Raw genomic sequence first — 20,940 nt, 5'->3', positions numbered from 1 at the left:
GAAAATATACCTCAATGTGGCAGTCGAATAAACTATTCATCGTCATCGGCTTGCTGCTCGCAGCCTCGGCCTCCTGCCGCGCCGCGCACGTGGTGGTGGGCGACCTGACGAAATATCGCACGGTCGATGACGTGCACGGTTTGTTCGAAATTAACGCGGAAGGGCAACGGTTTCTGCGTGCCTATAACCGTAAGCACCACACGAACTGGGTTGGTTTCGGACCCGACCTGAGAATGCAGGTCGAGCGTTGCCTGGTTCCCTTGCGAAGCAGGTGGGCTGTGCAATCTGACGGCCAGGAGGGGCCGGGCGTGATGGTCTTGTGCGACAAGTCCGTTCAAAAAAGACGCTGGGACATTTTGGTCAACGCGTACCCCCCGTCCCGGAAACGCTAGTCATTTCCTGGTGTTTATTGCCGAATAGGCATAATCTGCTTCACGCCTGCCACGCCCGCCCGGGTTGGCCTTTCTGGGAATGTGAATGGATTCTGTCTACAACGTCATCGCCACGGTTTTTGGCCTGTTTGTCTTTCTCCAAAAACTTCCCGGTGCTGCCCTCCCACGCAAGTAAGCGATTCGACGGTGAGCAAAGACCGGCAGGGGTTGACCACGCCGCTGGCAGCTATTACATTAGGTGAGCAGTAGCTTATAAAAAACGGGCGGAATGACATGGGTCGACACAAGACGGTGCAAGATGAACAAATACGCGACTTGGCACGGGCGGTTTTTCTTGAGCATGGCGCGGTAGGTTCCACCAAGGAGATTGCACGTCGCGCCGGTATTTCGGAAGCGACGCTGTTTCAGCGTTACCCCACCAAGGCGGCGCTGTTTATGGCCGCGATGGTGCCGCCCGTCGTCGATATCGATGCCATCATGGGTACCGGCCTTGCGCCGCAAGACGTGCGTTCGGCGCTGGTCGCCATCGGGCACCGCATGCTGGCGTACTTCCGCCAGCTCATTCCCGTCCTGCTGCAACTACTGACGCATCCATCGATCAACATTGCCGACATTTCCAGCCATTTCGAGCGCTCGCCTCCGGTTGCTCTCACCGAGGCGCTGGCCGATTTTCTCGATCAGGCTGGCGCCCGCGGCGTCATTGCCAAGCACGATCATTTGCCGGCCGCAGGTCTGTTCATCGCGGCCATCCACAGTTTGCCGCTGTTCGAATTGATGGGTGTGCATGGCGGGAATACGGAACAACTGATCGACGGCTTTGTCGAGGCATTGTGGCGCGGCATGCAGCCGCCGGTTACAAGCACGCCGCTTCGCTGAGCGGGCAAATGTTCACCGCTCAGGTGAATTGCCAAAAATACCAGTTGTACTAGTTGACATGCGCCCGTCACTCGCGTAAATCTATAAGTAAGTTATTACTTATAAATAAACGCCAGATTGCGAGAAGCCTTATGCACCCAGTTGCGCATGACACGAACACAGTTATCCCGGATCGGTCCGCTTTGCCGGCACTGATCTCGATGCGCAACGTGGGCAAGCGTTACCAAACACCGTCGGGCAGTTTCGATGCATTGCGTGATATTGAGCTTGAGATCAGCAGCGGTGAATTTGTCGCGGTGGTGGGCAAGTCCGGCAGTGGCAAGACGACCTTGATCAACTTGCTGACCGGGATCGACACCGTCACCTCCGGTCACATCCAGATTGGTTCCACCGCCGTGCACACGCTGTCGGAGGAGCAACTGGCGGTATGGCGCGGCAAGGCGATCGGCCTTGTCTTCCAGTTTTTCCAACTGTTGCCCACCTTGACCATCGCCGAAAACGTCATGCTGCCCATGGATTTTTGCCGCACCTACCCGAGCGCGGCGCGCCGCCCGCGCGCCCTTGCCTTGTTGACCAAATTAGGTATTGCCGATCAGGCCGACAAATTGCCGGCTGACTTGTCCGGTGGGCAGCAGCAGCGCGCCGCGATCGCGCGCGCGCTGGCGAACGATCCGCCAGTGCTGGTGGCCGACGAGCCCACCGGCAATCTCGACTCCAAAACCTCGGATGACGTCATGCAACTGTTCGCGGCGCTGGCGAAAGAAGGCAAGACCGTGGTGATGGTGACCCATGAACGCGACCTGAGCCGTTATTTCACGCGTACCATCATGCTCTCCGACGGCGCCGTTGTTGCCCCGGCGCGGGACGCGTGATGCTCAGCCCCCGCTGGAAAAAACTGGCCGGCGACCTACGCGCCATGCAAAGCCGGCTGGTCATGATGGTGCTGGCGGTGGCGGTCGGCATATTCGGCGTGACCGCCATTTTGAGCGCGTACACCATTTTGACGCGCGAAATCAGTGTCAATTACCTGGGAACGCACCCGGCTGCGGCGCTTATCGAGCTCGACCAGGTTGATGCGGTGCTGCTCGACGTGGTACGGCGCTTTCCCGGTATCGAGGACGCCCAAGCCGGCGCGTCTGTGTTGTCGCGGGTGCAGACCACGACGGGCAAATGGCTGCCCTTATTATTGTTCGTGGTGCCCGACTTTAACGATGTGCGCATCGGCCGCTTTACCCGGCAGTCTGGTGATTGGCCGCCACCGACTGGCAGCATGCTGCTTGAGCGCACTGCTTTTGAACTGCTGGAAGCACGGCCGGGGGCAAGCCTTGCCGTGCAGTCGCCTGACGGGGCGCGCCGGTCGATGCGGCTGGCCGGGGCCGTACACGATCCGGCGCTGGCGCCAGCCATGCAGGAGCAGACCGCCTACGGCTATATCACGCCGGCCACGCTGGCCTGGTTAGGCGAGCCGGCGCGCTTGCACCTGCTCAAGCTCACGCTGCGGCAAGGGCGGTCGGACAACGCTGCGGCGCAGGATACGGTCGGCAAGCTGGCCGCATGGCTGCGCGCGCAGGGGCACAAGGTGCAGGAAATTCGCATTCCTCCGCCAGGCAAGCATCCCCATCAAAACCAGATGACAGCAATCCTGATCATGCTGCTGCTGTTTAGTTCCATGGCACTGGTACTGGGCGGCATTCTTATCGCGAGCATGATCGATACGCTGCTCACGCAACAGATCCGGCAGATCGGGATCATGAAGGCCATCGGCGCGCGCACTGCGCAGATCGTGCAACTGTATGTGGTACTGATCGTGTTGATCAGCCTTGCAGCGCTGGCCATCGGCATGCCGCCGGGCGTGATGGCCGGGCGCGGCTTCGCGCAGGCGATTTCCCACGAGCTCAATTTCACCCTGTACAGCCAGGCCATCCCGGCCAGCCGTTACCTGATCGCGGTGATGGCAGGCCTCTTGACTCCCTTGTGTATCGCGCTGGTACCAATTGTCAGAATTACCCGCGTGACTGTGCGCAGTGCGATCAGCGACTTCGGCGTTGGCCGACCGGCTAGTGGCGCCGGCAACTTGTTCGCGTGGCTGGGGAAATTCGCGGCCATTGACCGCAGCTACTTGATGTCATTTCGAAATATTTTTCGGCGTCGCGGCCGACTGGTACTCACGTTGGCACTGTTGGCCTCGGCAGGGGCGATGTTCATGACCAGCGTAAACGTCAAGTCGGCTTGGGAACGCAATCTTGCCGACGCTGCGGCGGACCGTCGTTACGACCTTGAAGTACGCCTGAGCCACCCTGCACCGCACGAACCAATGCTTGCCGCCGTGCGTGCGATGGAAGGGGTGGCCTGGGCAGAGGCATGGAATGTGTCGCCAGCGGCGCCGGCACGACCGGATGGCCTGGACATCGTTCGCACCTATCCCGACGGCGGCCATGGCAGCTTTTCATTGCGCTCGGTGCCCGCAGGCGATGGCTCGACCGCTCTGACGGTGCTGGAAGGCCGCTGGTTGTGCGACGACGACACGGACGCGGTCGTGTTAAATCATGTGGCGCACGCTTTGCTGCCCCAGGCCAAGGTCGGCCAGCACATTGCGCTCAATCTCGATGGGCGCCAAGCGCGCTTTCTGCTGGTGGGGATAGCGCGCGAAATCATTACCCCGGCCAGTGCCTACACAAGCGCCCGAGGCTACGCGCATGCCACCGGTCAAGCCGGTACGCTCAACGCCTTGCGTGTGGTGACGACGCGGCACGACACGGCCAGCGTTGACGCGATCACCCGGCGGATTGAACAAACCCTGGAGCGGACCAATGTCAGCATGAAAATCGTCGTTTCCGAAAGCACCCTGGCGCGCGCCTTGAGCGGCCACGTGTCGCTCTTGATCTTTGCGCTAAGGGCCATGTCGGTGGTGATGGCCATCGTTGGCACCTTGGGACTGATGTCGGCAATGAGCACCAGCGTGCTTGAGCGCACGCGTGAATTTGGCGTCATGCGCGCCGTTGGCGGCACGCGCCGTATCGTCGTTCGTAGCGTTGTCATCGAGGCAGTGGCGATTGGTTTGATGAGCTGGTGCATGGCCGTGTTGTTCTCCCTGCCCTTATCCCTGCTCGTAGGGCGCACGATCGGTAAGCTCGCTTTTCAATGGGCGCTACCGTTGACGCTGGCGCCATTGGCGATGCTGACCTGGCTGGGCGTGGTCGTACTCGGCGCCGTTGGCGCTAGCGCCGTGCCGGCGTTCAACGCAAGCAGCCTGACCATTCAAAAAGCGCTTATTCACCTTTAAGGAGCACGCGATGCACAAACGGTTGTTATACATTTTGATGGGTGTTGTTCTCGTGGGATTGCTCATTGCGGCTCACCGCTTCAACTTCGCCGGCGTCATCAGCGAGCTGCACGGACACTGAGCGCGCGCAGCGCGTCGAAGGCGCCGCCAGCCGGCCGCGCCGCCAAAAAAAGCGTTGACGCTCAAAACTTGCCGGTGCTACTATCACTTGCATGGAAGCGCTTCCACACGCCTTATTGAAGACCCAGCAAAAAGGCTGCACCCGCCAACATGTCGCGCAATCTACCCCGGGTGTGGGCTTGCTGAGTGGAACGGGAGACCCAGTCGATCAGGGCGTGGTCGATGCATGCAGGCGAGTATCTGCATATGTGGCAGCCCGCCTGAGCGCTTTTTTTGCCATTCTCTCGCAAATCACTTCCAGGAGTTAATTACGTGGCAACGATCAAAGATGTCGCCTTGCGCGCCGGCGTCGGCATGAGCACCGCGTCGCGCGTCGTCAGCGGCAAAGGCTACGTTGCGGCGGCCACCATCGCGCGCGTGCAAAAGGCGGTCGAGGAACTCGACTTCAGGCCGTCGCATGCGGCGCGCGCGCTCATGTCGGGCACCTCGCAAATGGTGGGCGTGTACATCCCCATCCTGAAAGGCACCTTCTACACGCCCATCCTCGCGGCCATCGACGCCGAGCTGCGTGCGGCCGACCTGCACATGGTGGTCGCTTTCGGCGTGGGCAAGGGCGACGCGCGCCGCCAGGCGGTGGAAGGCATCAACTTCCTGCTCGAGCGCGGGTGCGACGGCCTGATCGTCATCAGCAATCACCTGTGCGAGGAAGACGTGCTCGCGCTTGGCAAGAACCAGTCGCGCATCGTTTTCATGAACCATCTGCTTGACGGTATCGAGTCGCATTGCTTCACGGCCGACCATCACTATGGCGGCGTGCTGGCGGCGCGCGCCTTGCTCGAACATGGCCACCGCAAGATCGCCGTGATCGGCGGGCCGTCCACCTCGCCCGACAACGTGGCGCGCCTGTCCGGTTTCATGGGCGAACTCGAACGCATCGGCATCAACCCGGCCGGCGTGTGGCAAACCGAAAGCGACTTTTCGCCGGAAGCCGGATGGGCGCAAGCGGCGCGGCTGATCGAGTCAGGTTACCAGTTCACCGCCGTTTTTTGCGCCAACGATGAAATCGCCGTCGGCGCCATGGCCTATTTTCAGGAGAACGGGCGTGAAGTGCCGCGCAATATCTCGGTGATCGGCTACGACGACACGCCGAGCGCCGCATTTTCAAGCCCGCGCCTGACGTCGGTGCGCATTCCCTGGCTGGAGATGACGATGGCAGCGCTCGACGAACTGTTCAACCGCTGCTACGGCACCCAGCGCACCATCAAGCGCCACTTCCTCATTTCGATCACCCAGCGCGCGTCGCTCGCCCGGCCGCCCGGCACCTAATAACGCAATAGTTCTCGCCTGGCACGCGAGTTTTTTTAACATTAACATGGAAGCGCTCCCATGTCGCAGGAGACAAATCAGATGAACTTGAAAAATACGTGCTTGACCGTGTTGATGGCGACGGCCCTTGCCGCTTGCGGCGGCGCCGGGGGCGGGGTGACGCCCTCGGTGCCCAGCGTGCCCGCGGTACCCGCCGTGCCTGTCCCGCCGGTCGTCGTCACCGCAACGCCGGTCGCGCCGCCGCCCGCCGCGCCCATCCTGAACGCCTCTCAGATGATCCATGCGCAAGGCGCAAAGTGGGTGCGCGCCGACGGCACGCCCGTGCTGCTCAAGGGCGTCAACCTAGGCAACTGGCTGCTCAATGAATTCTGGATGATGGGCCAGGGCTCCAACGGCATCGACGACAACTGCAAGCTCGATGCGGCGCTCGATACGCGCTTCGGCTACGCGGAGCGCGAGCGCCTGATGAAGGTGTTCCGGGACAACTGGATCGGCGAGCGCGATTGGGATCTGATGGCCAGATACGGCTGGAACGCCGTGCGCGTGCCCTTCATCCACAGCGTGGTCGAAGACGAAAAAAATCCGCGCCACCTGCGCGCCGACGCCTGGCGCTATCTGGACGACGCCGTCGCGCAGGCCGAAAAGCGGGGCATGTATGTGATCCTCGACCTGCACGGCGCCGTCGGCAGCCAGGGCGTGGAACACCACAGCGGCTGCGCCAACCGCAATCTGTACTGGTCCACGCCGCAGTACCAGGAGCGCACCATCTGGCTGTGGCAGCAGATCGCTGCGCGCTACAAGGACCGGCCGGCAGTGGCCGGTTACAGCCTGCTCAACGAGCCCTGGGGCACGGGTGCTGCCAATCTGGCGGTGGTGGTGGCCAAGCTGTACGAGGCGGTGCGCGCCGTCGATCCGAGCCACGTGATCATCCTGCCGGGTCATAACTCGGGCATTGCAGCCTACGGCAATCCGGCGGCGGCGGGCATGAAGAACGTCGCCTTCGAGATGCACTTCTATCCCGGCATGTTCGGCTGGGGCGCCATCGGCGCCGACGTGCACCGCGACTGGCTGACCTGCAGCGGCGGCGCCGCCAGCGGCGTGTGCGAATGGGACCAGCGCATCAAGGCGCTCGACACGCCATTTTTCATCGGCGAATTGCAGCCATGGGCGGGGCTGGGTGCGGACCTGGGCGGCCAGATCACGCGCGTGACCTTCGACACCTACGGCAAACTCGGCTGGGCCGCCACCGCCTGGACCTGGAAGCTGGTCACCAACGACGGCGGGCAGGGCGCAGGGACCTGGGGCCTGGTCACCAACGCTGCCGGCCAGAGCATCCCCAAGGTCGACTTCACCACCGCGTCCAACGCGCAGGTAGAGTCGCTGTTCAAGCTTTTTGGCAGCGTGCAGTATGAGCCGCAGCAGCGCGTGATGGACTGGATGACCAGCACCACCGCGCCCACGCCGTTTGCCAAATAGGTATTGTTTACTGTTCACTGCCCAAGGGAGGAGGCGACAAGCGCGCCAAACCGTCATGGCCTGGCCATGAACGGACACAGTCATGTCATACCGCGCCCGCATGCACATTCCCGGCAGCGCGCGGCCTATACTGATAATGGAGAGAACATGCATTCGCAAATAACTATGCGCGCCCCAGGCGCCCTTCGACTCTTGCTCGGGCTTGGTCTGGCCCTGGCCGGAGCGACCAGCGCGGCCCAGACAGCACTACCGGGCACGCTGCAGGCAGAGTCTTACACCAGCATGGCGGGCGTCGCGCTCGAAGCGACGGGCGACGCCGGCGGCGGCAGCGACGTTGGCTGGATCGACGCCAACGACTACATGACCTATTCGGTCAATCCGTCGTCGGCGGGCTGGTACACGGTGCAGTACCGGGTGGCCTCGGCCGGCACCACCGGCCAGATCGTCTTGAGCCAGAACAGCCTTGATATCAGCAGCGTAACTGGCGTGCCAAACACGGGCGGCTGGCAAACCTGGACTACCATCGCCTCGCGCGTCTACCTGTCGGCGGGCGCCCAGAATCTGACGGTGTTCGCCAAGGGCGGCGGCTTCAACCTGAACTGGATCGGTTTCACCAGGGAAGCCAGTACCGCCGCGCTGCCGGCGATTCGCCAGAGCGGCAAATACTGGGTCGACGCCAGCGGCGCGCGCGTGAACCTGCGCGGCGTGAATCTGGGCAATTGGCTGGCGATGGAAATGTGGATGATGAATTCGTCCATTGCCAACAGCGGCGGGGCGATCGCCGACCAGTGCACGCTTGAGTCCACGCTTGCCAGCCGTTTTGGCGTGACCGAAAAAGAGCGCCTGATGAACGTCTGGCGCGACAGCTACATCACGGCGCGCGACTTCGACCTGATAAAGGCAATGGGCATGAACGTGGTGCGCGTGCCTTTTTTGTATGACGTGGTCGAAAACAAGAACGCGCCCTACACGCTGCGCGCTGACGCCTGGAAGTACCTCGACTTTGCCGTCAACGAAGCGGAAAAGCGCGGCATGTATGTGATCCTCGACCTGCACGGCGCCGTTGGCGGCGCGGCGGCGGCCAGCGAGCAGCACGACGGCTGCGTGGGCCCGGCGGAAATGTGGACCAACCAGACTTACCGCGACCGCACTAAATGGGTGTGGGACATGGTCGCCAGCCACTACCGCGGCCGCACCGCGGTGGCCGCCTACGACCTGCTCAATGAACCGTGGGGGACCGACGCCACCACGCTGGCCAACTTTGGCTACGAGCTGTTCGACACCGTGCGCGCCAAGGATCCGGAGCACATGATCATTCTGCCGGGGCACAATTCGGGCATCGACGCCTATGGCAACCCGAATGCGCGCGGCAAGAGCAACGTCGCGTTCTGGATGCATTTTTATCCCGGCCTTTGGGGATGGAACGAAGTCTCCGGTCCCGCGGCGCAGGCAAACATGTATGCGGACTGGCTGCAGTGCGGCACCGGCGACGCGCGCGAGGTGTGCGCCTGGAATACCAAGCTGACCGCTTTGAGCACGCCGTTCCTGGTGGGTGAATTCCAGCCGTGGACTTTGCTGGGCAACTACGGTGCGCAGATGACGCGCCATACCCACGACATCTTCAACATGCTTGGCTGGGGCGGCACCGCCTGGTCGTACAAGACCACGTCGCAGGCAGGCTGGAACGGCGGCGGCTGGAACTGGGGCATGGTCACCAACAGCACCGCCGGCGCCTATGGCAACCTGAATGTGAGCACCGCGTCGGCCGCGGCGATCGAAGCATATTTCCGCGGCTTTGGCACGCAAGCGCTGGTCAAAAATGAAGCGATGGCCACGTGGATGAACTGGAAGCCGACGGTGGGCACGCGGATTGAAGCGGAAATGTTCAATAATCACGTCGGCATGCGCGTGGAGACGACCACGGATACTGGCGGCGGCTTCAATGTGGGCTACACGGACAACAATGACTGGATGACGTATCCGATCAATGTGCCGGTCGGCGGTGCCCACACGGTGCAGTTCCGCGTCGCCAGCGGTTTTACGGGCGGGCAGTTGGTGCTCAGTAAAAACGGCGCCGATCTGGCGCTGATCAATGTGCCCAATACGGGCGGCTTTCAGGCGTGGACCACGGTCAGTGCGACGGTGCAGTTGACGGCAGGGCAGCAGGACTTGGCGATCTACTCGCGCGTGGGCGGGTGGAACCTGAACTGGTGGCAGCTGAACAAGCAATAGACCAAGCAATAGACGTTCTGTAGCTCCTCTTTGCAACAGCGGCGCAGCAGCGGCGCTGTTGCTTTTTTTTTGGTGTCCGAAGAGCTGGCGTCGCCCAGCCACGAGTGAACATTCGTCATCAAATCGATTGACTTCGCAAACACCCCAATGCTACGATCAACACATGATGTGGGAACGCTCCCACATCATGTCATTGCCCCGGTTTCAGTCGTTGCGCTCCCCAGCAGGTGCGCCTGGCTGCCAAACCCGGGCAAAATTTTCGGGTCACTGTGGAAGCGCTTCCAGATTGTTCCTGCATCACCGACCCGGCATCACCGCTTGCTCTTCATAAAAATAAACCGGAGACAGAGACACCATGCATACCCAAGGTAACCAGACGCGCCAGCTTCACCCGCGCGGCATCATCCAGATCACCCCGATCGCCGCCGCCTGCGCGCTGCTGCTGTCGGCCGCGGCTGCGCAAGCGCAAAGCACCGCGCCCACTGGCGAGAGCACCAATGTGGTGACCGTGACCGGGATTCGGGGCAGCATCGCCAGCTCGATCGCCATCAAGCGCGACTCCGATTCGATCGTCGAAGCGGTCACCGCCGAAGACATCGGCAAGCTGCCCGATGTCAGCATCGCAGAATCGATCTCGCGCCTGGCCGGCCTGACCGCGCAGCGCGTCGAAGGGCGCGCGCAAGTGATCTCGATCCGCGGCCTGGCCCCCGACTTCGCGGGCACCTTGATGAACGGACGCGAACTGGTCTCGACCAGCGACAACCGCGGCGCCGAATACGACCAGTATCCGTCGGAGCTGATCAACGGCGTGACCGTCTACAAGACCCCCGACGCCACGCTGATGGGGCAGGGCTTGTCCGGCACCGTGGACCTGCAGACGGTGCGCCCGCTCGACCGGCGCGGACGCACCATTGCCATCGGCCTGCGCGGCGAGCGCAATTCGAACGGCGCCCTCAACGACGGCTCAAAAGCGGGCGGCAAGCGCATGAGCTTTTCTTACATCGACCAGTTTTTCAACAATACGCTGGGCGTGGCGGTCGGCTTTGCCCATCTCGATTCACCCGGCCAGCAGCGCGAATACAAATCATGGTGGTGGGGCGGCGAGAACAATGGCCTGCCGGCCGACGTGATAGCGCTCAAGGGCGCCGAAGTAACCGCCTCGTCACGCCAGCAGCGGCGCGACGGCCTGATGGCGGTGATCGACTTCAAGCCGGGCAAGAACTACCGCACGGCGCTCGACCTGTACTACTCCGAGTTTGACCAGGAAACCACGATGCGCGGCATGATGTGGAATTCGCACCAGTGGAGCGCAGTCCGCTACAACAATCCGGTGATCGACACCATCGGCGGCACCAAGCTGCTCACGGCCGGCGCCATCGTCAACCTCGAGCCGATCGTGCGCAACGACTTCAATACGCGCAAGGACAAGATCGGCGCGCTGGGCTGGAACAACCGCCTCAAGGTGGGCGGCTGGGCGCTGGACGGCGACCTGTCGTATTCGAGCGCCAAGCGCCGCGAGCAGGTGCTGGAAACCTACGCCGGCCTCGGTCCTGCCAACGCCGGCCTCACCGACAACGACTTCAAGTTCAAGATTCCCACTGGCGCCGGGCTGCCCACTTTCACGCCGAGCGTCGACTTTGCCAACCCGGGCAAAATCAAGCTCACTGACGTCGGCGGCTGGGGCAAGGACGGCGACATGCACCGCCCCGTGGTGGAAGACACGCTGGGCGCGTTCAAGCTGAGCGCCAGGCATGACCTTGGTGGTTTTTTCCGCAGCGTTGAAACGGGCATCAGCCAGTCCAGGCGCGAAAAGACCCACGTCGACGTCAACAACTACTACTTCCTGAAGAACAATCGCGCCCCCGCGACGGTGTCGTCCGACCTGCTGGTGCCAACCACCTCGCTGTCGTTCGCCGGCCTGCCGGGCACCCTGAGCTACGACACGCTCGCGGTGCTGGACAAATACTACGACCAGCAACCGGCGCGCCCCGACAACGACGCGCTGAACAACTGGAGCGTGACGGAAAAGCAGACCACCGCCTTCGGCAAGCTGTCGATCGATACGGATCTGGGCCAGGTGCCCCTGCGCGGCAACCTGGGACTGCAAATGATCCGCATGCAGCAGGATTCGGACGGCATTGCTTTGTCCGGCAACACCACCAAGCCGATTTCGGGCGGCGACGCCTACACCGACGTGCTGCCTAGCGCGAACCTGATTTTCGACCTGAGCCACTACCTGGGCGGCACCACCGCGCGTTTTGGCGTGGCCAAGACGCTGGCCCGGCCGCGCATGGCCGACATGCGCGCCGGCGCCACCGGTGGCGTGGACGCCACGACCAAAATGTGGAACGGCAGCGGCGGCAATCCAGGCTTGCAGCCTTGGCGCGCGAACGCCTTCGACCTCTCGCTTGAACATTACTTCGGCAAGAGCGGGTACATCGCCGGCGCACTGTTCTACAAAAAGCTCAAAAGCTATATCTACAACCAGCAAACGGTATTCGATTTTATGGGTTTTCCGAATCCGTCGAGCGTGGTGCCGCTGTCGAACACCGGCACCATGAACCGTCCGGCCAACGGCGAGGGCGGCATGGTGCGCGGCGCCGAGTTGTCTGGCTCCTTCGAAGCCAGCCGCCTGTGGAGCGCGCTGGAGGGCTTTGGCGTGCTGGCCAGCATATCGGCCACGGAAAGCTCGATCCATCCCAACGGTCCGGGTACCAAGGAAAAGCTGCCCGGCTTGTCGGGCGTGGTGTCGAACGTGACGGCGTTTTATGAGAAAAACGGCTTTTCGGCGCGCGTGAGCCGGCGCTACCGTTCGGCCTATCGCGGTGAAGTCACGGGCTTGTTTGCGCAGCGCGCCATTAGCGAAATCCTGGCCGAAAACCAGGTCGACTTCCAGCTTGGCTACAGCTTTGACACCGGCCCCCTGAAAGGCGCCGCGCTGCTGCTGCAGGTGAACAACGTGAAGAACGCACCATACCAGACCATGCAGGGCGACCCCTTTACCGGCGGCTCGTATGCGCCGGAACGCTACACCACGTACGGGCGCCAGGTGCTGCTGGGCCTGAACTACAAGCTGTAATTAACCAGTCGGGCGCCGCTGCAGCAAGGCAGCTGCGCCCTCTATTTGTGAGCGACTCCATGCATAAGAATATCTATCTCATTCTCGCCGCCCTGGCCTGTGCCGCCAGCGCCTGCGCCGCGCCGCTGGCCGACTGGCCGCACATCACGAGCGCGGTGCGCACCGACGCGCACCTCGAAGCGCGCGTCAAGGAAATCGTCGGCGCGATGACGCTGGCCCAGAAAGTGGGCCAGATGACGCAACCGGAAATCAAAACCGCAACGCCGGACGACGTACGCCGCTATTACCTCGGCTCGGTGCTCAACGGCGGCGGCAGCTGGCCGGCCATGAACAAGCACGCCGCGCCGGCCGACTGGGTGGCGCTGGCCGACCAGTATTACGACGCGTCGATGGCCACCGACATGCGCCTGAAGGTGCCCGTAATCTGGGGCGTCGACGCCATCCACGGCAACAGCAACGTGGTGGGCGCCACCCAGTTCCCGCACAACATTGGCCTGGGCGCCGCGCACAATGCGCGCCTGGTCGGCAAGATGGGCGCGGCGGTGGCCAAGGCGGTGCGCGCCACCGGCATTCACTGGGTGTTCGCGCCCACGCTGGCAGTGGTGCGGGACGCCCGCTGGGGCCGCACCTACGAAAGTTTTTCGCAAGACCCGGCCGTCGTCAATGCCTACGCCGGCGCCTACGTGCGCGGCCTGCAGGGAAAGCTCGGCAGTGACGCGAGCGTGATCGCCACCGCCAAGCACTTCATGGGCGACGGCGCCACCGATCAGGGCAAGGACCAGGGCAACGCGCTGGCCACGCGGTCACAGATGATCAATGTGCACGGCCAGGGGTACTACAGCGCGCTGGCCGCCGGCGCGCAGACGGTGATGGTGTCGTACAACAGCTGGCATGACAAGGCCGGCGGCATCGACTATGGCAAGCTGCACGGCAGCAAAGCGATGATCACCGAAGCGCTTAAACAAAAGATGGGCTTTGACGGTTTTGTCGTCTCGGACTGGAACGGCATCGCCCAAGTGCCCGGTTGCAGCAACGCCAGCTGTCCGCAAGCCATCAATGCGGGCATCGACATGGTCATGGTGCCGGACGACTGGAAGGCTTTCATCGCCAACACTATCGGACAGGTGGAAAGCGGCGTGATTCCGATGGCGCGCATTGACGACGCGGTCACCCGCATCGTGCGCGTGAACTCGTGCGCGAATCCCTGGTCTTACTGAAAAATGACGGGAATGCCTTGCCGCTGGCGCCAGGCAAAAAAATTCTGGTGGTGGGCAAGGGGGCCGATAGCCTGCCGCTGCAAAATGGCGGCTGGACGCTGACGTGGCAAGGCACGGACAACAAAAATGGCGACTTTCCCAATGGTGATACGATTTTGGCCGGCATTGTCGAGAAAGCGGGAGCGGCCAACGTCACGTACAGCCACGATGTGAAAGGCATCGACGTGGCCGCATTCGACGCCGTGATTGCGGTCATTGGTGAAACGCCGTATGCGGAAGGCGCGGGCGACATCGGGCCTGCGGGAACGCTGCGCCACAGCGCGCGTTATCCGGAAGACCTGGAGGTGCTGAAAGCTGTTGGGGGTAAGGGCAAGCCGGTGGTAACGGTACTGTTGTCCGGTCGGCCTGTGTATGCCAATGACTTGATGAATCTGTCGGACAGCTTTGTCGCCGCGTGGCTGCCCGGCACGGAAGGCAAAGGTATCGCGGATGTCTTGTTCACAGGCGTAAATTCAAAAGGAATGCATTCAGGAGGAGGGCATTCAAAGGACTCACATTCCAGTGGCAGACGCCCCTTCAGCGGCACATGGTCATTCGCGTGGCCCGGTAGCGTTTGCCAGACGGACCTGAGCACGGCGGGCAAAGACAGCGCGCCTCTGTTCAAGCTTGGCTACGGCCTGCGCTACGGCAGCTCGGCCACGGTCGGGCAGCTTGACACGCGTTATGCAGAGGGGGGCTGCGGCATCACGAATGCGTGGCCGGTGCTCACGCAAGGGGATCGCGCGAGCTGGCCGCTGTATCTTGGCAGCGGCGCCGAGCGCATTGCCCTGGGCAGCGATTTGAACAAGGTCTTCACCGTGTCGGGCGCCACGGTAGAAACGGTACAAATGAACACCCAGCAAGACGGCAAGCGCATCACGTGGCGCGGGCCGGCGCGCTTTGAGGCAAGCGGCAACAAGGCGCGTGCTCTGCCGGCCTTTGCCGCCACTGACGGCGCGCTGCAATTCGATACCATGGTCGACACCACACCCACGGCACCCGTGATGGTCGGAATAAACGGCGAGTTCATTGACATCGCCACAACGCTGGCAGGCCTGGTTGGCAAAGGGAAGCAAACCGTCAAACTTGCGCTGGCCTGCTTTACTGCCAAGGGGGTCGACCTGGGCAAGATCATCACGCCGTTCAGCATCGATACCGAAGGCGCGTTCAAGGCGGCATTTGCCAATATTGAAATCGTTGGCGGCGGCGCCAAGAGCCGTGATGCGCTGGCCTGTCCGCCATGATGCGGTCGCCACCAAGCTGATACCCGCCTCAAACAGGACGGGACCCGTGACGAATCCCGCGATCAGGCGCCACTATCGAGCGCTATTGGCCACTAACGCAGGAAAGTCCTCGCCTCGATCCCGGCGGCGGTGGCCAGCGCCACCATGTGCACCGTCCCGCGCGCGCAGCCCGGCTGGCCGTACTGGGCATGAAACGCCAGCACCAGGTCGATGCCGGTCGCGAGCATGCGCTCGTTCAGTCCCTTCCAGCTGTCGGCCGGGTAGGCTTTGCGGTCGGCCCGGTTCTTCTTCATTGGTTCGGCCGCCAAGCCCAGTTCGGCGGCCAGCGCAATGGCCAGCGCATCAATGCCGGGCGTGTCCCCCGTCGCAATGGTGGACCCTTCCGGCAGCGCCGACAGCGCGCGCCGCAAGGCGTGCGCATCGGTCCAGGTGGTCGATCCGGTGACCAGTACGCGCATCAGTTTCTCTCCTGTTTTGGCAAGCTGGCGGCAATTAAGGTAAGGTATTAATTGTTGAAATAGCTACCAAAGTGAGTACTGTATATGATCGATCTTGAACAGATCAAGGCGATGTTTGCCAACGTCGGCGAAAACGCCGGCTGGGACCTCGCGCAGCCCATGGAATGGGGCTACTTCTTCACCGACCGCAAGCGCGCCAAGCTGGAGTCTGCGCTCAAGGAACTGCAAAAGCTGGGCTTTCGCTACGTTGACATCTTCATTCCCCAGCTTGAAAAAGGGCAGGAAGACTATTTTTTCCTGCATGTGGTGAAGGTGGACGTGCACACGCCCGAGTCGCTGTTCGCACAAAATGCGCGCTTGTACGAGCTGGCCGCCAAGCACGAACTCGATAGTTACGACGGCATGGACGTCGGCCCCATCACGCCAAAATAAACCAGGAGTTTCACGCTGCAGTCAATCGCGTCCAAGCTGTGGCATGTTCAGCACGCCTTCACGATCGCCGGTTCCACCGTGTCGTCGCGCATGACCATCGTGCGCCTGGGTGACGGCAGGCTGTGGCTGCATTCCCCCGTGCCCCAAAAACAGGTGGTGCCGCTTGTCTGGCGCGTCGATAAAGGCGGCATCGGCGCCACAACCACATCGTTGAACGCGACGGGTACGCCGCGGTCGAGCACGCCTTTCGTGTATTTGTGTAAAGAGTTGCACGGCAACCGGGGGCAGACCACAAGCTCCGCACCCGATCTTGCGGCTAAGCAATTGTGAAAGTTTCTCCGGGGATGTATATTGGTGAATTCGGAGGAAACGATGGTTCAAGAGCGGAAAGACCGGTTGATGGCTTACCGGGTTGAGAAGGGCCTCATGGTCCAGAAGCAGATGTCCACGCGTGCCGCTGCCGCCTATCTTGCTACCTATGGCGTGCCGATGCATGTGTCGGTGCGGGTGCTGACGGGCCCGAACAAGCGCCCCCCCGCACAGCATGAGGACGGGACGTTTTGGTTCGAAATCATCCGCGCCGCTGGCATGACCTACGGCGGCTAGTTTTTTTCGCCTGATCGTCGGCGTCAATTCCCGGCTTCAGTTCGCACCTTCATTCCTCACCTTCAGTCCTCACCTTCATTTCCAACCTTCATTTCCAACCCACGCTCAGAATGAATTGACACCCAAAATCGATGGGTGTTATATTCTCGATATTGCGTTGGGAACGTTTCCAAGTTGGCGTCTTCCAAGCAAGCGGACACAGATCCGCCCACCCGGAGACACGATGGCCGCACCAAGCAAGCACCTGCTTCGCAGACTCATCCCGTTTGCCGCACTGATTCCGATGGCGCTGACCGTCATCGTCGGCTATCTGGGCACCGTGCTCTGGTCGCTCAATACTTCCTTTACCAACGCACGCACCTTTCCCACCGATACCTACGTCGGCATGGCGCAGTACACGCGCCTGTTCGACAACGAACGCTGGATGGTCTCGCTGCACAACCTGGCGCTGTATGGCGTGCTGTTCATCGCCGCCTGCCTGGTCATCGGTTTTCTGCTGGCCGTGTTCATCGACCAGAAAGTGCGCGGCGAAGGCGTGCTGCGCACCGTCTTTTTGTATCCGTATGCGATGTCGTTCGTGGCCACCGGACTGGTATGGCAATGGATGCTCAAACCGGCCGACGGCATTGAACACGCCGTCATCCAGATGGGTTTTGCCGGCTTTTCCTTCGACTGGATCGAGAACGAAGACATGGTCATGTACACCATCGTGATCGCCACCGTGTGGCAGGCGTCAGGCCTGGTCATGGCCATGATGCTGGCCGGCCTGCGCGGCATCGACGCCGAAATCTGGAAGGCCGCGCGCCTCGATGGCATTCCCGTCTGGCGCGTGTACATGTCGATCGTGCTGCCGATGCTCGGCCCCACCGTGGCCACCGTGCTGCTGCTGCTGACTACCGCCGTCGTCAAGCTGTTCGACGCGGTCGTCGCCATGACCCAGGGCGGCCCCGGCACCGCCAGCGAAGTGCCGGCCAAGTTCATCATGGATCATTTGTTCCAGCGCGCGAACATCGCGCTGGCCTCGGCGGCAGCGGTGGTGATGCTGGTGCCGGTCATTGCGATGGCCGCGCCATTTCTGTATGCGCGCCGGCGCAAGGATCATGCATGAAGCGCCGCTCGCAATTTTCGCGATTTTCGCCCGCCCGCCTGGGCATCTACGCGTTCCTGTTCAGCGCCGCGCTGTTTTTCCTGCTGCCGCTGTATGTGATGCTGGTCACCTCGGTCAAATCGATGGAGGAGATCAGGCTCGGCAATATTTTCGCGCTGCCGCTGCAGGTCACCTTTGAACCCTGGCGCCAGGCCTGGAGCAGCGCCTGCACCGGCCTGTCATGCGAGGGCATTCGCGGCGGCTTCTGGAATTCGGTGGCAATCGCCGTCCCCAGCACCATCCTGCCGATCCTGCTGGGCGCGATCAACGGCTATGCGCTCTCGTTCTGGCGCCCGCGCGGCTCGGCGCTCCTGTTCGCGGTCTTGATGGTGGGCGCCTTCGTGCCGCTGCAGGTGATGATCTATCCGCTGGTGCGCGTCACCGGCGCCATGGGCCTGTTCGGCTCCCTGTCGGGCATCGTGCTGGTGCATATCATCTTTGCGATGCCGGTCATGACGCTCCTGTTTCGCAATTACTACGCGGGCGTGCCGCACGAATTGTTCCAGGCCGCGCGCATCGATGGCGGCGGTTTTTTCCGCATCTTCGCGCAAGTCATGCTGCCCATGTCGCTGCCGATCATCGTGGTGGCGGCCATCATGCAGGTGACGGGCGTGTGGAACGATTACATCCTGGGGCTGCAGTTCGCCGGCACCGACAATTATCCGATGACGGTCCAGCTGAACAACGTGATGAACACCACCACCGGAACGCGCATGTACAACGTCAACATGGCCGCGACCATCCTCACGTCGATGGTACCGCTGGCGATCTATTTTATTTCAGGGCGCTGGTTTGTGCGCGGTATCGCCGCCGGCGCGGTAAAAGGCTAACGTCATGTCGAATGTTTGTTTGCGGGACCTGTGCATCAACCTGGGCGGGAACGAGATCATCAAGGACCTGACCCTGGCCGTGGAGGAGGGCGAGTTCCTGGTGCTGCTCGGGCCTTCCGGCTGTGGCAAGTCGACCCTGCTGCACAGTATTGCAGGCCTGATCGACGTCACTTCCGGCACGGTTGAAATCAAGGGGCGCGACATGACCTTCGCCGACCCGAGCGAGCGCGGGATCGGCATGGTGTTCCAGTCCTATGCGCTGTATCCGACCATGACGGTGGAAAAGAACATGTCCTTCGGCCTGCGCATCGCCGGCACCCCCAAGGCGGAAATTGCGCGCCGCGTGGCGCGCGCCGCCGAGATGCTGCACCTCGACGCGCTGCTGCAGCGCAAACCGGCGCAGCTGTCGGGCGGGCAGCGCCAGCGCGTGGCGATCGGGCGCGCGCTGGTGCGCGAGGCCGGCGTGTTCCTGTTCGACGAGCCGCTCTCGAACCTGGACGCCAAGCTGCGCGCCGAGCTGCGGCGCGAACTCAAGCTGCTGCACCAGACGCTGCGCTCGACGATGATCTACGTGACGCACGACCAGGTCGAAGCGATGACGCTGGCCACCCGCATCGTAGTCATGAAGGGCGGCAAAGTGCAGCAGATCGGCGCGCCGGCAGAGGTCTATGAGCGCCCGCAAAACCTGTTCGTGGCCGGCTTTCTGGGCACGCCCGCGATGAACTTCATCGACGGTACGCTCGACGCCGGCGGGCGCTTTATGTCGCCGTCCCTGTCGCCGTCGCCGTCGCTGACGCTCGCGCTCGGTCCCTCTTGCAGCCTGGCTGGCGGCAAGGTGGTGCTCGGCATTCGTCCCGAACATATCCTGCTCGGCGACTCGGGGCCTTTTACCGGGACGGTGGCGCTGGTGGAACCGATGGGCAATCACCAGATCGTGTGGATCAGGATTGGCGAGCGCAAGCTGTCGGCGATCGTCAACGACAACCGCGTTTTCGCGCTCAATGAAGCGGTGCGTTTTGGCGTCGACTGCGCGCGCCTGTCCCTGTTCGACAAAACGAGCGAGCAGCGGCTCGCCGCATCCTGAGGAAAATGACATGGCCACTATCAAGGATGTAGCCCGCCTGGCGGGCGTGGGACTGGGAACCGCTTCGCGCGTGGTCAGCGGCAAGGGCTCGGTGTCTCAGGCAACCATGGAAAAAGTCAGACAGGCGATCGAGGAGCTCGACTTTCGGCCCTCGCACGCGGCCCGCTCGCTGCTCTCGGGCAGCTCGCAAATGATCGGGGTTTACATCCCGGTGCTCAAGGGGACGTTTTACACGCCGATCCTGCAATTGATCGACACCGAGCTGCGCGCCGCCGGGCTGCACATGGTGGTCGCTTTTGGCGTAGGCCTGGGCAACCCGCGCGAGCAGGCAATTGAAGGCATCGAATTTCTGATGGAGCGCGGCTGCGACGGTTTGATCGCCATGACCAACCACCTGACCGACGCCGACATTGCGGCGCTGGGGCCGAAGCAATCGCGCCTGGTGGTGCTGAACCACAGCTTTGCGAGCATTCCCGAACAGTGCTTCACGGCCGACCATACGCAAGGCGGGGTGCTGGCGGCGCGCGCCTTGCTCGACCTTGCGCATCGCAAAATCGCCGTGATTGCCGGCCCTTCCACGCTGCCCGACAACGTGGCCCGTATCGCCGGCTTCATGGGCGAAATGGAGCGCGCGGGGATCGACACGGCCGCCATGTGGGTGGCCGAGAGCGATTTTTCGCCCGAAGGCGGCTGGGCCTGCGCCAAGGAGCTGGTCGAGTCAGGCCACGTGTTCACGGCGCTATTTTGCGCCAATGATGAAATGGCCGTCGGTGCGCTCTCGTTCCTGCACGAGATTGGCATGTCGGTGCCGGGCGACGTGTCGGTGCTGGGCTACGACGATACGCCAAGCACTGAATTTTCGGCCCCGCGCCTGACGTCGGTGCACGTCCCGTGGCGCACGGTCACGCGGTCCGGGCTGAACGCGCTGCTCAACCGCTGCTATGGCCTAGAGCGCGCCGTCACGCGCGATTTTCCGATCAGCGTCACGCAGCGCGCTTCGCTCGCCAAAGCCGCACAATCAGATTGACAAAAACACCCCGAGACCGCAATATCGATCTTAATTGGAATCGCTTCCAATTTGACCTCCACCGACCCTGCG

General features: G+C 62.3%; 18 protein-coding genes. 17 read left to right on the top strand and 1 reads right to left on the bottom strand.

The genetic code is table 11. From position 1 onward, the window contains the following. Window positions 1-14: 14 nt before the first annotated feature. The 10 genes from ACP7D4_RS00690 to ACP7D4_RS00645 all read left to right on the top strand — a co-directional run bounded on the left by ACP7D4_RS00690 (window position 15) and on the right by ACP7D4_RS00645 (window position 15,284). Window positions 15-392 carry a hypothetical protein gene (locus ACP7D4_RS00690; protein ID WP_426103473.1) on the top strand — a complete coding sequence of 126 codons (378 nt, stop codon included), beginning with the start codon at window positions 15-17 and terminating at the stop codon, window positions 390-392. Window positions 393-665: 273 nt separating this feature from the next. Continuing rightward, a complete protein-coding gene (locus ACP7D4_RS00685; RefSeq protein WP_426103474.1) occupies window positions 666-1,268 on the top strand; it encodes a TetR/AcrR family transcriptional regulator in 603 nt (200 codons plus the stop codon). A gap of 182 nt (window positions 1,269-1,450) precedes the next feature. Further along, a complete protein-coding gene (locus ACP7D4_RS00680; RefSeq protein WP_426207517.1) occupies window positions 1,451-2,140 on the top strand; it encodes an ABC transporter ATP-binding protein in 690 nt (229 codons plus the stop codon). Continuing rightward, window positions 2,140-4,551 carry an FtsX-like permease family protein gene (locus ACP7D4_RS00675; protein ID WP_426207516.1) on the top strand — a complete coding sequence of 804 codons (2,412 nt, stop codon included), beginning with the start codon at window positions 2,140-2,142 and terminating at the stop codon, window positions 4,549-4,551. The genes ACP7D4_RS00680 and ACP7D4_RS00675 overlap by 1 nt, the downstream gene beginning before the upstream one ends. Window positions 4,552-4,983: 432 nt before the next feature. Further along, on the top strand, window positions 4,984-5,997 hold the full coding sequence (locus ACP7D4_RS00670; protein WP_426207515.1) for a LacI family DNA-binding transcriptional regulator: 1,014 nt from the start codon (window positions 4,984-4,986) through the stop codon (window positions 5,995-5,997). A gap of 81 nt (window positions 5,998-6,078) precedes the next feature. Then, window positions 6,079-7,473, top strand: coding sequence for a glycoside hydrolase family 5 protein (locus ACP7D4_RS00665; RefSeq protein ID WP_426207514.1), 1,395 nt, complete (start codon window positions 6,079-6,081; stop codon window positions 7,471-7,473). 147 nt (window positions 7,474-7,620) lie between these two features. Further along, window positions 7,621-9,705: a carbohydrate-binding protein gene (locus ACP7D4_RS00660; protein WP_426207513.1), complete on the top strand. Its 2,085-nt coding sequence runs from the start codon at window positions 7,621-7,623 to the stop codon at window positions 9,703-9,705. Window positions 9,706-10,060: 355 nt separating this feature from the next. Beyond that, on the top strand, window positions 10,061-12,784 hold the full coding sequence (locus ACP7D4_RS00655) for a TonB-dependent receptor (RefSeq protein WP_426207512.1): 2,724 nt from the start codon (window positions 10,061-10,063) through the stop codon (window positions 12,782-12,784). A 59-nt stretch (window positions 12,785-12,843) separates the two neighbouring features. Continuing rightward, a complete protein-coding gene (locus tag ACP7D4_RS00650; protein WP_426207511.1) occupies window positions 12,844-14,001 on the top strand; it encodes a glycoside hydrolase family 3 protein in 1,158 nt (385 codons plus the stop codon). Continuing rightward, complete coding sequence (locus tag ACP7D4_RS00645; protein ID WP_426207510.1) at window positions 13,977-15,284, top strand: glycoside hydrolase family 3 C-terminal domain-containing protein; 1,308 nt, start codon at window positions 13,977-13,979, stop codon at window positions 15,282-15,284. Before ACP7D4_RS00650 ends, ACP7D4_RS00645 begins: the two co-directional genes overlap by 25 nt. Before the next feature lie 92 nt (window positions 15,285-15,376). Here ACP7D4_RS00645 and ACP7D4_RS00640 read toward each other — a convergent pair whose 3' ends face one another. Further along, window positions 15,377-15,742: an SLOG family protein gene (locus ACP7D4_RS00640; RefSeq protein WP_426103483.1), complete on the bottom strand. Its 366-nt coding sequence runs from the start codon at window positions 15,740-15,742 to the stop codon at window positions 15,377-15,379. Window positions 15,743-15,826: 84 nt separating this feature from the next. Here ACP7D4_RS00640 and ACP7D4_RS00635 point away from each other — a divergent pair, with 84 nt between their 5' ends. The 7 genes from ACP7D4_RS00635 (at window position 15,827) to ACP7D4_RS00605 (ending at window position 20,868) form a co-directional block, all read left to right on the top strand. Then, on the top strand, window positions 15,827-16,174 hold the full coding sequence (locus ACP7D4_RS00635) for a ribonuclease E inhibitor RraB (protein WP_426103484.1): 348 nt from the start codon (window positions 15,827-15,829) through the stop codon (window positions 16,172-16,174). A 90-nt stretch (window positions 16,175-16,264) separates the two neighbouring features. Then, entirely contained in the window at window positions 16,265-16,504 is a 240-nt protein-coding gene (locus tag ACP7D4_RS00630) for a hypothetical protein (RefSeq protein WP_426103485.1), read from the top strand. A 111-nt stretch (window positions 16,505-16,615) separates the two neighbouring features. Next, window positions 16,616-16,780 (top strand): hypothetical protein, encoded by a 165-nt coding sequence (locus ACP7D4_RS00625; protein WP_426207509.1) that lies wholly within the window; start codon window positions 16,616-16,618, stop codon window positions 16,778-16,780. A 223-nt stretch (window positions 16,781-17,003) separates the two neighbouring features. Further along, a complete protein-coding gene (locus ACP7D4_RS00620; RefSeq protein ID WP_426207508.1) occupies window positions 17,004-17,888 on the top strand; it encodes a carbohydrate ABC transporter permease in 885 nt (294 codons plus the stop codon). Beyond that, the gene (locus ACP7D4_RS00615) at window positions 17,885-18,757 is read left to right on the top strand and encodes a carbohydrate ABC transporter permease (protein WP_426103488.1); all 873 of its coding nucleotides are present in this window, start codon (window positions 17,885-17,887) and stop codon (window positions 18,755-18,757) included. Before ACP7D4_RS00620 ends, ACP7D4_RS00615 begins: the two co-directional genes overlap by 4 nt. Window positions 18,758-18,761: 4 nt before the next feature. After that, on the top strand, window positions 18,762-19,841 hold the full coding sequence (locus ACP7D4_RS00610; protein WP_426207507.1) for an ABC transporter ATP-binding protein: 1,080 nt from the start codon (window positions 18,762-18,764) through the stop codon (window positions 19,839-19,841). A 10-nt stretch (window positions 19,842-19,851) separates the two neighbouring features. Beyond that, the gene (locus tag ACP7D4_RS00605; RefSeq protein ID WP_426103490.1) at window positions 19,852-20,868 is read left to right on the top strand and encodes a LacI family DNA-binding transcriptional regulator; all 1,017 of its coding nucleotides are present in this window, start codon (window positions 19,852-19,854) and stop codon (window positions 20,866-20,868) included. Window positions 20,869-20,940 lie beyond the last annotated feature (72 nt).

Origin of the sequence: Massilia sp. TWP1-3-3, assembly GCF_049897805.1 — a bacterium.
Classification (GTDB): Bacteria; Pseudomonadota; Gammaproteobacteria; order Burkholderiales; family Burkholderiaceae_D; genus Telluria_A.
This window is presented reverse-complemented; position numbering and strand designations above follow the sequence as displayed.

Coding starts and splice junctions, on each gene's coding strand:
- ACP7D4_RS00690 (WP_426103473.1), top strand. CDS start 15: ATGTGGCAGTCGAATAAACTATTCATCGTCATCGGCTTGCTGCTCGCA.
- ACP7D4_RS00685 (WP_426103474.1), top strand. CDS start 666: ATGGGTCGACACAAGACGGTGCAAGATGAACAAATACGCGACTTGGCA.
- ACP7D4_RS00675 (WP_426207516.1), top strand. CDS start 2,140: ATGCTCAGCCCCCGCTGGAAAAAACTGGCCGGCGACCTACGCGCCATG.
- ACP7D4_RS00665 (WP_426207514.1), top strand. CDS start 6,079: ATGAACTTGAAAAATACGTGCTTGACCGTGTTGATGGCGACGGCCCTT.
- ACP7D4_RS00660 (WP_426207513.1), top strand. CDS start 7,621: ATGCATTCGCAAATAACTATGCGCGCCCCAGGCGCCCTTCGACTCTTG.
- ACP7D4_RS00655 (WP_426207512.1), top strand. CDS start 10,061: ATGCATACCCAAGGTAACCAGACGCGCCAGCTTCACCCGCGCGGCATC.
- ACP7D4_RS00650 (WP_426207511.1), top strand. CDS start 12,844: ATGCATAAGAATATCTATCTCATTCTCGCCGCCCTGGCCTGTGCCGCC.
- ACP7D4_RS00640 (WP_426103483.1), bottom strand. CDS start 15,742: ATGCGCGTACTGGTCACCGGATCGACCACCTGGACCGATGCGCACGCC.
- ACP7D4_RS00635 (WP_426103484.1), top strand. CDS start 15,827: ATGATCGATCTTGAACAGATCAAGGCGATGTTTGCCAACGTCGGCGAA.
- ACP7D4_RS00630 (WP_426103485.1), top strand. CDS start 16,265: ATGACCATCGTGCGCCTGGGTGACGGCAGGCTGTGGCTGCATTCCCCC.
- ACP7D4_RS00625 (WP_426207509.1), top strand. CDS start 16,616: ATGTCCACGCGTGCCGCTGCCGCCTATCTTGCTACCTATGGCGTGCCG.
- ACP7D4_RS00620 (WP_426207508.1), top strand. CDS start 17,004: ATGGCCGCACCAAGCAAGCACCTGCTTCGCAGACTCATCCCGTTTGCC.
- ACP7D4_RS00615 (WP_426103488.1), top strand. CDS start 17,885: ATGAAGCGCCGCTCGCAATTTTCGCGATTTTCGCCCGCCCGCCTGGGC.
- ACP7D4_RS00610 (WP_426207507.1), top strand. CDS start 18,762: ATGTCGAATGTTTGTTTGCGGGACCTGTGCATCAACCTGGGCGGGAAC.
- ACP7D4_RS00605 (WP_426103490.1), top strand. CDS start 19,852: ATGGCCACTATCAAGGATGTAGCCCGCCTGGCGGGCGTGGGACTGGGA.